10 protein-coding genes and 1 pseudogene are annotated in these 11,376 nt (G+C 72.6%); 8 read left to right on the forward strand and 3 right to left on the reverse strand.

All coding sequences use genetic code 11. The features are described from left to right. The 3 genes and pseudogenes from IE182_RS32350 to IE182_RS31240 all read left to right on the forward strand — a co-directional run. Positions 1 to 1,524 (forward strand): annotated as a pseudogene (locus IE182_RS32350) (hypothetical protein); the annotation flags it as partial. 180 nt (positions 1,525 to 1,704) lie between these two features. Further along, positions 1,705 to 3,288: an acyl-CoA mutase large subunit family protein gene (locus IE182_RS31235; RefSeq protein ID WP_190113370.1), complete on the forward strand. Its 1,584-nt coding sequence runs from the start codon at positions 1,705 to 1,707 to the stop codon at positions 3,286 to 3,288. A gap of 31 nt (positions 3,289 to 3,319) precedes the next feature. Next, entirely contained in the window at positions 3,320 to 3,538 is a 219-nt protein-coding gene (locus IE182_RS31240; RefSeq protein ID WP_190113371.1) for a hypothetical protein, read from the forward strand. A gap of 65 nt (positions 3,539 to 3,603) precedes the next feature. On the opposite strand, the gene IE182_RS31245 is transcribed toward IE182_RS31240, so the two are convergent. Further along, complete coding sequence (locus IE182_RS31245; RefSeq protein WP_190113372.1) at positions 3,604 to 5,124, reverse strand: alpha/beta hydrolase; 1,521 nt, start codon at positions 5,122 to 5,124, stop codon at positions 3,604 to 3,606. 136 nt (positions 5,125 to 5,260) lie between these two features. Between IE182_RS31245 and IE182_RS31250 the strand changes: the two genes are divergently transcribed. The 3 genes from IE182_RS31250 to helR all read left to right on the forward strand — a co-directional run bounded on the left by IE182_RS31250 (position 5,261) and on the right by helR (position 9,434). Continuing rightward, complete coding sequence (locus IE182_RS31250; protein ID WP_190113373.1) at positions 5,261 to 5,839, forward strand: hypothetical protein; 579 nt, start codon at positions 5,261 to 5,263, stop codon at positions 5,837 to 5,839. 95 nt (positions 5,840 to 5,934) lie between these two features. Continuing rightward, a complete protein-coding gene (locus IE182_RS31255) occupies positions 5,935 to 7,182 on the forward strand; it encodes a glycosyltransferase (RefSeq protein WP_190113374.1) in 1,248 nt (415 codons plus the stop codon). An 80-nt stretch (positions 7,183 to 7,262) separates the two neighbouring features. Beyond that, positions 7,263 to 9,434 (forward strand): RNA polymerase recycling motor ATPase HelR, encoded by a 2,172-nt coding sequence (gene helR, locus IE182_RS31260; RefSeq protein ID WP_190113375.1) that lies wholly within the window; start codon positions 7,263 to 7,265, stop codon positions 9,432 to 9,434. Here the strand turns inward: helR and IE182_RS31265 are convergent. Beyond that, positions 9,431 to 9,637: a DUF397 domain-containing protein gene (locus IE182_RS31265; RefSeq protein WP_190113376.1), complete on the reverse strand. Its 207-nt coding sequence runs from the start codon at positions 9,635 to 9,637 to the stop codon at positions 9,431 to 9,433. The two genes, helR and IE182_RS31265, sit on opposite strands and share 4 nt — an antisense overlap. Beyond that, complete coding sequence (locus tag IE182_RS31270; RefSeq protein ID WP_190113377.1) at positions 9,621 to 10,454, reverse strand: helix-turn-helix domain-containing protein; 834 nt, start codon at positions 10,452 to 10,454, stop codon at positions 9,621 to 9,623. Before IE182_RS31270 ends, IE182_RS31265 begins: the two co-directional genes overlap by 17 nt. A 117-nt stretch (positions 10,455 to 10,571) precedes the next feature. Here IE182_RS31270 and IE182_RS31275 point away from each other — a divergent pair, with 117 nt between their 5' ends. Continuing rightward, positions 10,572 to 10,955, forward strand: a complete 384-nt coding sequence (locus tag IE182_RS31275; protein ID WP_190113378.1) for a hypothetical protein — start codon at positions 10,572 to 10,574, stop codon at positions 10,953 to 10,955. Between the two features lie 23 nt (positions 10,956 to 10,978). Beyond that, the gene (locus tag IE182_RS32890; RefSeq protein WP_373303655.1) at positions 10,979 to 11,218 is read left to right on the forward strand and encodes a DUF6255 family natural product biosynthesis protein; all 240 of its coding nucleotides are present in this window, start codon (positions 10,979 to 10,981) and stop codon (positions 11,216 to 11,218) included. The last annotated feature ends 158 nt before the right edge of the window (positions 11,219 to 11,376 follow it).

An 11,376-nucleotide genomic window follows, 5' to 3' on the forward strand; every position in this document is an offset into this window, starting at 1 on the left:
AGCCGCGCCGGAACCCGCGACGGAGCCAGGACCGGCAGCGACGCCGGGACCCGCGGCGGAGTCAGGGCCGGCACGGGCGTTGGTCCGGCTGCTGGTCCCGGCACCGCTGCGGGCCCCGGCCCTGTCACCGGCCTCGGCTCGGCTGCCGGCCCGGGCGCCGCCACGGGCCCTGGCTCGACTGCTGGTCCCGGCTTCGCTGCCGGCCCCGGCCCGACCGCCGACCTCGGCGCTGCTGCCGGCCCGGGCGCCGCCACGGGCCTTGGCCCGGCTGCCGGCCCTGACTCCGCCGCGGGTCCCGGCGTCGCTGCCGGTCCTGGCTCCGTCGCGGGTTCCGGCGCGGCTGCGGGCCCCGGCCCTGTCACCGGCCTCGGCTCGGCTGCTGGCCCGGGCGCCGTCACGGGCCTTGGCCCGGCTGCGGGTTCCGGCTCCGCCGCGGGTTCCGGCTTCGCCGCGGGCCTCGGCTCGGCTGCGGGTCCCGGCTCCGCCACCGGCCATGGCCCGGCTGCTGGCCCGGGCGCCGCCACGGGCCTTGGCCCGGCTGCGGGTTCCGGCTCCGCCGCGGGTTCCAGCTCGGCTGCCGGTCCCGGCTCGGCCGGCTCCGGCTCGACTGCCGGCCTCGGCTCGGCCGGCTCCGCCACCGGCTCCGCCGCCGACCCCGGCCCGGCTGCCGGCTCCGGCTCCGCCGGTCGTCCGGTCGAGATCGCGGGTCCGGGCCGCGCCGGCGCCCGCCCGGGCCGTGCCGTCGCTCCGGCCGGCCGTCCCGTCCGGGACCCGCACGGCGGGCCCGGCATCCGTATCCGTTCCTTCCTTCAGCGGCCCGTCAAGGCCGCCCTCGCGCTGACCCTGGCCGGGTGCGCGGTGGGCGGCGTCGCCGTGGCCGCCGGTGTGGGCGTGCTGCCCGTGCCCTTCGGGCGGGGCGGCAAGGAGCCGGCCCCCGCCGCCAGCGTCAACGCCGCCGAGCGTCCCGGCACCGGAGCCACCGGTACCCCCCGCCCGTACGGCACGCCCTCGCCGGGCCCGAGCGCCGGCAAGCGGACGGGGGAGCCCGACCCCCACGGCTCGCCCCGGCCCGGTGCCGGCACGGCCGCTCCCGGCGGCGCGCCCAGCGAGCCGGGCCGCAGCCCCTCGGCACCCTCGCGACCGGGCGGCGACCGGGACACCGACGACCAGGGCGGCAACGACGACGCGTCGTCCGGTACGAACGACGCCGGCGGCAAGGTCTGGGCCACCCGGATCTGCCGCGAGTTCCTCGCCAACGGCAAGCGGCAGGGTGGCGGCCAGGGCGTCGACGACGACGCCGTCCGCACCCTGGAGCGCAACGCCGGCAGCGCCGGCATCGCGGCCGTCCGCACCTACTGCGAACGGCTGCTGAACGGTGTCCTCGACGCCAAGGGCGACGACGGCGAGGACACCGGCGCGACGACGGGCGGTGCGTCGGCCAAGCCGCGCACCCGCTCCCGCATCAGCCTCCCGGACCCCCTGCAGACACCCGGTGTGACACTTTCGGACGCCTCGGCGCTGTAGGAAGTGAAGCCGACTGGTCATCGGCTGCGCACGAGCCGGAGTTCCCCCCATACCGTCGGCTCTGCGCATCGGCGCGGGCGGGGCTCTTCCCCCGGCCCTGCCCGCGCCCCCCTCAGTTCGCCGTGCCCCACCGCTACAGTCCGGAGGAGGACCCTCCGAAACGGAGCGCGGGAGGCACCCATGACCCGGTCGACCGAATCCGGACCGCCCATCCAGCCCGTCTACGGCCCCGGCGACCTCGCCGGCTGGGACCCCGCCGCACAGCTCGGCGAACCGGGCGCGTACCCCTACACCCGCGGCGTGTACCCCACGATGTACACCGGCCGGCCGTGGACCATGCGCCAGTACGCGGGCTTCGGGACCGCCGCCGAGTCCAACGCCCGCTACCGGCAGCTCATCGCCCACGGCACGCACGGCCTGTCCGTCGCCTTCGACCTGCCCACCCAGATGGGGCACGACTCCGACGCGCCCATCGCGAGCGGCGAGGTCGGCAAGGTCGGCGTCGCGATCGACTCGGTCGAGGACATGCGGGTGCTCTTCGACGGCATCCCCCTCGGCGAGGTCTCCACCTCGATGACCATCAACGCCCCGGCGGCCCTGCTGCTCCTGCTGTACCGGCTCGTGGCGGAGGAACAGGGCGTGGACCCCGCCCGGCTGACGGGCACCGTCCAGAACGACGTCCTCAAGGAGTACATCGCGCGGGGCACGTACATCTTTCCGCCCAAGCCCTCGCTGCGCCTGACCGCCGACATCTTCCGGTACTGCGGCGCGGAGATGCCCCGCTGGAACACCATCTCCATCTCCGGCTACCACATGGCCGAGGCCGGCGCCTCGCCCGCGCAGGAGATCGCCTTCACCCTCGCCGACGGCATCGAGTACGTCCGCACGGCCGTCACCGCCGGGATGGACGTGGACGCCTTCGCACCGCGGCTCTCCTTCTTCTTCGTCTCGCGCACCACCTTGCTGGAGGAGGTCGCCAAGTTCCGGGCGGCCCGGCGGATCTGGGCGCGGGTGATGCGCGAGGAGTTCGGCGCGCGCGACCCCAAGTCGCTGATGCTGCGCTTCCACACCCAGACGGCCGGCGTCCAGCTCACCGCCCAGCAGCCGGAGGTGAACCTGGTGCGGGTGGCCGTGCAGGGCCTGGCGGCGGTGTTCGGCGGCACGCAGTCGCTGCACACCAACTCCTACGACGAGGCCATCGCCCTGCCCACCGACAAGGCCGCCCGGCTGGCGCTGCGCACCCAGCAGGTGCTGGCGTACGAGACGGACGTGACGGCGACGGTCGACCCGTTCGCGGGCTCCTACGTGGTCGAGTCGCTGACCGACGTGGTCGAGGAGGCGGCCGTCGACCTGATGCGGAGGATCGAGGACCTGGGCGGCGCGGTGGCCGCCATCGAACACGGCTTCCAGAAGGCCGAGATCGAGCGCAACGCCTACCGGATCGCCCAGGAGACGGACAGCGGCGAACGGGTCGTGGTCGGCGTCAACCGCTTCCGGCTGGCCGAGGAGGAACCGTACGAGCCGCTGCGCGTCGACCCGGGGATCGAGGCCCGGCAGCGGGAGCGCCTGGCCCGGCTGCGGTCGGAACGCGACGGACGGGCGGTGGAGGCCGCGTTGTCGGCGCTGCGGAAGGCAGCCGAGGGCACGTCGGACAACGTCCTGTACCCGATGAAGGACGCGCTGCGTGCCCGGGCCACGGTGGGGGAGGTGTGCGGGGCGCTGCGGGAGGTGTGGGGTTCGTACGTTCCGACGGAGGCGTTCTGATCTCCTTCCCGGCTGGGGGAGACTGGTGGCTATGTCCTCGCCGCGCCGCACCTGCCCCGTATGCACCCGTGAGATCGCCGTCGTCGGCGGCCGCTTCGCCCGCCACGACCCGCCGGGCCGCCGCCCCGCGTTCACCTACGACCTCGTCTCCTGCCCGGGCTCGCGCCGCTCCGCCCCGCTGCTGGCCACGGAGCCGCGGCTGTTCGACCCGGAGGAGCCGCCGATGGAGGGACAGCAGCAGCTCTTCTGACCCCGGCCGGCGGCGGCCCCCCCCGGCGGCGGCCCCCCGGCGGCGGCTCCCCTTCGGCGCGGCGCTCAGCGGCAGAGGACGTCGCCGTCCGGGCGCTTGCCGGTGACGAAGAACTCGCTGACGGCGCGGTCGGCGCAGGCGGTGGCCGAGGACTTGGTGGCGGACAGGTAGGCGCCGTGCCCGCCGTTGTCGACGGCGACCATGCGCGCCCGGTCACCGAACGCCTCCCGCATCTTCAGCGCCCCCCGGTACGGGGTGGCGGGGTCGCGCAGGTTCTGCACCATGAGGACGTTCGAGGGACCTCCGTCCGGGGTGATGCGGGTGGGCTTGTCGGCGGGGGCGTACTTCCAGAAGGCACACGGCGTCACGTTGACGGGCATGCCGGCCGTCAGCGGGTGACGCACCCGGTCGGCGGCCACGGCGCGCTCGTAGGACGCGATCGAGCGGGGCCACTGCACGTCGTTGCACAGGACCGCCATGGTGACCGGCGCATCGGCGGCCGGTACGATCAGGGGCTCGGTGACCGGCGGGGCGTCGTCGCCCGCGTCACGGGCCGCGACGATCGTCGCGGCGAGCTTCTCGAAGGACCGGTCGTAGTACAGGGCCTGTTGCAGCTGCGCCCGCAACCGGTTGCCAGTGAGCAGGGGCTTGCCGTTCTGCTGCTCGGGGAGGCGGTCGAGCTTCGAGGCGAGCGCGAGGACCGCCGGCCGCACGTCCTCGGGCCGCTCCGCGACCCGGTGCTTCGCGTCACGGGAGGGATCTGCGGCCCACTTCGCGAAGTCGGGGAAGCGGTCGTCGGCGGCGGCCGACATGTTCGCCAGCCAGCCGCGCTCGGCGCGGGACGGATCCGGGTCACCGTTGCTGTCCAGCACCCAGCGGTCGGTGCGATGCGGGTACTTCTGTGCGTACACCGCGCCCACGTACGTCCCGTAGGAGGTGCCCCAGGCGGACAGCTTCTTCTCGCCGAGGGCCTCGCGGAGGCGGTCGATGTCCCGCACCTCGTTGGCGGTCGAGAACGAGCCGACGAGCTCACCGCCGTTGGCCGCGCAGGACTCGGCGATGCGGCGCGACCGGGCGACGTTCGCGCTGATGTCCCCGTCGGGGCCGGGGTAGGAGCGGAAGTGGGTGATGTCGCGGTCGTCGTCGTCCAGCTTGCAGTCGGCGCGGGTGCTTCCGCCGACGCCGCGCGGATCCAGCCCCACGATGTCGTATGCACCCCGGGTCGCCTCCCGCAGCTCGGCCCCCACGATGGCCACCTTGTCTCTGCCCGAGCTCCCGGGCCCGCCCGCTATGACCAGCAGCGTGCCCCGCCGTGCCTGCGGCCGGTCCGTGCGGAGCCGGGAGACGGCGACGGTGATGTGCCGGCCGCCGGGCTTGCGGTAGTCCAGCGGCACCGACAGATCGGCGCACTCGGCCCCCGGCGAGTCGGCACACGCCTTCCAGGACAGCGCCGGGACGGCGGAGGCGGCGCCCGCCTGCGCCTGCGCTTGTCCCTGCCCCTGCGCTTGCGCGGGGGCGGTGAGGGTGGCGGCGACGGCGGCGGACGAGAGGGTCAGGAGAAGGGCCTTGCGCTTCGTAAGTGCCATGCGTCCCATGGTGGTTGAGCGTGACGCCCGTGACTATCCGGTGATCCACCTAGTGGCAGCGGGGGGTAGCCCCCCGAGCGTTCTCAGGGTGGGCCCATAATTCCCCAGGTCAAGGGAGCAGGGGAAAGGAGATGACTTGGCGGAGAAGTGCGCCGGGATGTACGACGCGTGGCGGCGCAGCGAGGTGAGCAAGCGCCTCGACGTGCTGGAGGGCTTCCTCGGATCGCGCCCGCCCTACCGCAACGGCGCCGAGGCGCGGGAGTGGTTCGCCACAACGGTGGCGCTCGCCCGGGAGGCGCTCGCGGAGGACGACCTCGACCTGGCGGGGATGCACCTCGTCCACCTGCAGGAGGAGTCCGAGGAGTGGGCGGACGACCCTCACTGTCCGTTCGACGTGAGCGCCTACGAGGCCGACGCGCAGGTGCGCGATCTGGTGAAGGACGAACTGCGGGGCCGCGTGTCGGTGAAGAGGCGGGACGACCGGAAATCGATCCAGCTGTCCATCGGCGTCACCCGCAACAAGCTCCTGTACAAGGTCCGGGGCCTGACCTGCAGCGACCGCCACGACGTCCACTACCTCTCCGGACGCGCCACGATGGCCCTGGACCTGGGTCACATGGATGCGGCACGGCGGGAAGTGGACCGCCTGCGGAAGATCGAGAAGCGGTACGACGGGAAAGGGGAAGGAGGAGCACCCACTCCTTGCCACTTTTAACGTATAGCGCACAGGGGGCCTTGCGGCAAGGCCCCGGTCATGCCGCAGAATCGCCGACCTGAGCCGGAATCCGCGGGGAAACAGGGGGTCGCGAAGTGCGTGTGCTGTTGCTGGCGTATGGGTCGCGTGGGGACATCGAGCCGATGGTGGCGCTCGCGATGGAGTTGCGGGCCGTCGGCGTGGACGTGCAGATGTGCGCGCCGCCGGACTTCGCGGAGCTGCTGGACGGTGCCGGCCTCCCGCTGGTGCCGCTCGGCCGGTCGATACGCGAGATGGCGACCGAAGCAATGACCGGGACGAAGCCGGTGTCGGCCGAGAGCCTGCCCCAGCGCGCGGCCGAGATGTTCGCCGCGACGTACGACTCCGTCGCCGCGGTGGCCGAGGGCTGTGCTGCGGTGGTGGCGACCGGCCTGCCCCCTGCCGCGGCCGCCGCGCGGGCGGTGGCCGAGATGCTGGGCGTCCCCTACACGTACGTCGCCTATTTCCCGACCTACCTGCCGTCGCCGCACCACCCGCCGTTCGAGCTGCCGGGCCGGCCGTTCCCGCCGGACGTGACCGACAACCGGGTGCTGTGGGACCTGGACGTCGAGAACGTGAACGTGCTCTTCGGCACGGGGCTCGACGCCCACCGGGCGTCGGCCGGCCTGCCTCCGGTGGACAACTTCCGCGACTACTTCCTCACCGACCACCCGTGGCTGGCGGCGGACCCGGCCCTGGCCCCGTGGCAGGAGCCGGCGGACGTCGACGTCCTGCAGACCGGCGCGTGGATCCGGCCGGACGACCGCCCGCTCCCGGCCGACCTGGAGGCGTTCCTGAACGCCGGCGCACCGCCGGTGTACGTGGGCTTCGGCAGCATGCCCCTGCGCGACGCGCTGGACGTCACCCGGGCGGCCGTCGAGGCCGTCCGCGCGCAGGGCCGCCGCGTACTCCTCTCCCGCGGCTGGGCCGACCTGGCCCTGACCGACGGCCAGGACGACTGCTTCGCCGTCGGCGAGGTCAACCAGCAGGCACTGTTCCGCAGGGTGGCCGCCGTCGTGCACCACGGCGGCGCGGGCACCACGACGACGGCCGCCCGGGCCGGCGCGCCGCAGGTGCTCGTCCCCCAGATGGCGGACCAGCCCTACTGGGCCGCCCGGGTGGCCGGGCTGGGCATCGGCGCGGCACACGACGGTCCGACCCCGACCACCGAGTCCCTGTCGGCCGCGCTCACCACCGCCCTGACCGCCGGGACCCGCGCCCGGGCGACCGCCGTGGCCGGCACCATCCGCACCGATGGTGCGACGATGGCCGCAAAGCTGCTGCTCGACATGATCAGCGGAGAAAGGCCGCCGGCGTCCGCGTGATCCACGCGGAACCACCGAGCCGGACCCAGAACACAAGTACTTGCACCGGTCGCAAGCGGCCTCACAGCGGAGCTGATCACGTGAACACCTCGACCACCAGCGCTTTCGACCTCCCTGCCACCCTCTCCCTCAAAGCCGACCCGACGCTGATCGCCGGCGACGAGCAGCACTTCGAGGCCATAGCGGAGTGCCTTGAGCAGTCCATCGCCGATCTGTCCGACCGCCTGGACGGTCTGCGCAGGGCGCCCGGCGGCGTCGGCCAGCAGGCGATGGAGCGGGACATCGAGATCCACCGGCTGACCGCCCGCCTGCGCGCACTGCGCCGCTTCGGCCTGGACCTGTGCCTCGGCCACATGGTCGGTGCGGACGACGCCGAGCCCGTGTACGTCGGACGACTCGGCCTCAAGGACAGCGAGGGCCGTCGGCTCCTGCTCGACTGGCGCTCCCCCGCGGCCGAGCCGTTCTTCGGAGCCACCCACGCCAACCCCATGGGCCTGGCCAGCCGCCGCAGGTACCGCTGGACCCGCGGCCGGATCAGCGACTACTGGGACGAGGTCTTCACCCCGGACGGGTTCGCCGGGCACGCCGCGCTCGACGACCAGTCCGCCTTCATCGCCAGCCTGGGCAGCAACCGGTCCCCGCGGATGCGCGACGTCCTCGGCACCATCCAGGCCGACCAGGACGCCATCATCCGTGCGGGATCCCGCGGCGCCCTCGTCGTCGACGGCGGTCCCGGCACGGGCAAGACCGTCGTCGCCCTGCACCGCTCCGCCTACCTCCTCTACTCCGACCCGCGCCTCGGTCACCGCCGCGGCGGCGTCCTGTTCGTCGGCCCGCACCAGCCCTACCTCTCCTACGTCGCCGACGTCCTCCCCAGCCTCGGAGAGGAAGGCGTCCAGACCTGCACCCTGCGGGACCTCGTCGCCGAAGGAGCCACCGCGGCGACCGAGACCGACCCGGACGCGGCCTGCCTGAAGTCGTCCGCGGACATGGTGAAGGCCATCGAGAAGGCCGTCAGGTTCTACGAGGACCCGCCCACCGACGCGATGACGGTCACCACGCCCTGGTCCGACATCCGGCTCACCGCCCGCGACTGGGCCGCGGCCTTCGAAGCCGCCGAGCCCGGCACCCCGCACAACGAAGCGCGCGAGCAGGTCTGGGAGGAACTGCTCACGATCCTCGTCGACAAGCACGACGACGGCGGCGAGGAGGACTTCTCGCCCGACCAGCTCCGCACGTCACTGCAGCGCAACAGGGAGCTCCTCGGCGCCCTCAACCGGGCATGGCCGATGATCGAAGCGGCCGACCTGGTCGGAGACCTCTGGTCGGTACCCGCCTACCTGCGGATGTGCGCCCCCTGGCTCAGCCCCGACGAGGTGCGGAAGCTGCAGCGCAAGGACGCCCCCCACGCCTGGACGGTCTCCGACCTCCCGCTCCTGGACGCCGCACGGCAGCGGCTCGGCGACCCGGAGACCGCACAGCAGAAGCGCCGGCGCAAGGCCGCCGTCGCCGCCGAACGCGTACGCATGGCCCGTGTCATCGACAACGTCATCGCAGCCGACGACGACGGCGAAGGCGCGGTGACGATGCTGCGCGGACAGGACCTGCAGGACAGCCTGATCGACCAGACCGCCCTGCCCGGCACCGACCTGGACCGGCTCGCCGGCCCGTTCGCGCACATCGTCGTGGACGAGGCCCAGGAACTGACCGACGCCGAGTGGCAGATGCTGCTGCTCCGCTGCCCGTCCCGGAGCTTCACCATCGTCGGTGACCGCGCCCAGGCCAGGCACGGGTTCACGGAGTCGTGGCAGGAGCGGCTGGAGCGGATCGGGTTCGACCGGATCGACCTGGCCTCGCTCAGCATCAACTACCGGACCCCGGAAGAGATCATGGCGGAAGCCGAGCCGGTCATCCGGGCCGCGCTCCCGGACGCCAACGTCCCGACCTCCATCCGCAAGGGCGACGTCCCCGTCGTACACGGCTCTGCCGCGGACCTGAACCCGATCCTCGACGCCTGGCTCGCCGCCCATGACGAGGGCATCGCCTGCGTCATCGGCGATCCGACCTTCCGGTCGACGTCCCGCGTCCGGTCGCTGACGCCGTCGCTGTCGAAGGGGCTGGAGTTCGACCTGGTCGTCCTCGTCGACCCGGAGGCGTTCGGCACCGGCATCGAGGGAGCGGTCGACCGCTACGTCGCGATGACGCGCGCGACCAGGCAGCTCGTCATCCTCGAAACGGCCCGGCGCGCCTAGCGCAGAGCGTGGAGAAGGGCGGCCCAGCTTGACGAGGGGAGTGTCAAGACTGGGCCGTGGGGGTCCTTGGAGTCGCGGACGTGGATGTGGGCGGGGGAGGTGTCGTTGACTTCGAGGCAGTTGTCGCTGCCGTCTTCGTCTCCGGCAGAGCTGTAGCTCGACTTGCGCCAGTCCGGTATGTGCCGCTCAGAGCGCATGCTCATACTCCTCTGCTACTGCATTGATCATGGACAGCGACGCGTGGCACGACAGCGCATCCCCTAGCGCGAGTTCGTAGGCCGCTTGGCATTGGGCGACCCTCGCCGGATCGTCGTACATGTGTCCTGTCTTGACTCCTTCAACGTACGCCAGCGGAGGGGCATCGTCGAACCTGTAGAGGGACAGCGAGCTTGCGACAAGCGCATGGCTGCCGATGCTGAAGGGGAGTACATGCAGCCGGATGCGCCCGCTGTCAGTCAGACCGGCGACGCGGCGCAGCTGCGCGGCCATGACGGCCGGTCCACCGACCACTCTGCGCAGCACATGTTCGTCCAGGATCACCCACATGACTGGCCCGTTCGGCTCTTCGAGGATGTGTGCCCGCTCCAGACGTTGCACAACTCGCCTGTCAACCTCAGCGGCTGTCATGTTGACCAGCCCGAAACGGAACACCGCGCGAGCGTACGGTTCGATCTGCAGGAGCCCCGGCACGAGGGCGGACCCGTATTCCCGGATGCAGGTGGCCTGCTTCTCCATTTCCACCAGCGGCGCGAAGTGCCCGGCGAAGCGCGACGGACTCAGCGTCGGCAGGAAGCGTTCGAAGAACCCGTCCGTACCCAGCTCCTTGTCCAGCCGCCTGGCGTCCTCGATGCGCGGTTTGCGCCGCCCCGCCTCGATGTGGGCGATCAGCGACGGCGAGCAGACGACCGCGTCGGCGAGCGACTGCTGCGTGTGACTCGCGGCCTCGCGCCGCAGTCGTAGCTCTTCACCGTAAGCCTCTCTGGCGATGGACGTCCCCGGCGGGACCGGGTCTTTGGCCATGGCGTAACACCCCTTCTTGACAGTGGCGTTGGAGAGCCGAACCCCCTTCCGGAGCGTAGTCCCGCGCAGCGACGATCTCGGCACAGTCCGTAAAGAACGCCCCGAAGGGACCGCGCCGTGCACGACAGCCCCATGGCCCACCCCCACCCCGACGTGACGACGTACCGCGAGGGCGCGTACGTCATCGACACCCGCAGTGCCACGCTCGCCCAAGTCCTCGGCCCCGCAGGGGCCCACGTGCGGGTCGCCGTGCCCGGGGGTGGCCGGCAGTGGGAGGTGCCGTCGCAGTGGCTGCGGCTGGCGACGCGTGTGGAGCGAGAGACAGCCGGGGTGCGCGGCAGTGCGCCGCGGTCGGCGGTCGGCTGCACGGAGTGCACGGGGCTGGAAGCGGCGCGGCGGGAGGCCGTGGCCGGCGGGGACGAAGAAGCCGTCGTGGACGCGACGATCGCGGTCCGCAGTCACTTCCGGGACGCCCACCTGCTGCCGGGGCGGGCGTGGTGAGCGCCTACGCCGCCGGGCGGCTGGTGACCCACTGCCCGCATGCCGCCGGGTGGACCCGCGCGGAGGGCGAGGCCCGGTGCGAGCGGTGCGGGGTGCGGCGGTTCACGGAGTACGGGGCGGTGCGGCCCCCGGGCCTGCCCCAGGCGGTCGTCCCGGCCGCACGGGACCGGTACGCGGCGGACCGGGCGGCGGCCCGCAACGTGGCGCACCGTAGCGTTCACTTTCCATCCATTGCAACGAACGGGCGGCCGATGTTGCGTTAGATTCACAACTGTTGCAACGATCTTGGGGCTTTGACCTGCAGTGATTGTGAATTTGCGCAACGGACGTGTTGCCGGATCTATGAACGCAACGTAGCTTTTGCGGAGTCAGAAACGACAACGCCGAAGGAAAAGCCATCATGCAGAAGTTCGCCACCGCC

Origin of the sequence: Streptomyces cinnamoneus, from assembly GCF_014650495.1 — a bacterium.
GTDB lineage: Bacteria > Actinomycetota > Actinomycetes > Streptomycetales > Streptomycetaceae > Streptomyces > Streptomyces cinnamoneus.

Coding starts and splice junctions, on each gene's coding strand:
- IE182_RS31235 (WP_190113370.1), top strand. CDS start 1,705: ATGACCCGGTCGACCGAATCCGGACCGCCCATCCAGCCCGTCTACGGC.
- IE182_RS31240 (WP_190113371.1), top strand. CDS start 3,320: ATGTCCTCGCCGCGCCGCACCTGCCCCGTATGCACCCGTGAGATCGCC.
- IE182_RS31245 (WP_190113372.1), bottom strand. CDS start 5,124: ATGGCACTTACGAAGCGCAAGGCCCTTCTCCTGACCCTCTCGTCCGCC.
- IE182_RS31265 (WP_190113376.1), bottom strand. CDS start 9,637: ATGAGCATGCGCTCTGAGCGGCACATACCGGACTGGCGCAAGTCGAGC.
- IE182_RS31270 (WP_190113377.1), bottom strand. CDS start 10,454: ATGGCCAAAGACCCGGTCCCGCCGGGGACGTCCATCGCCAGAGAGGCT.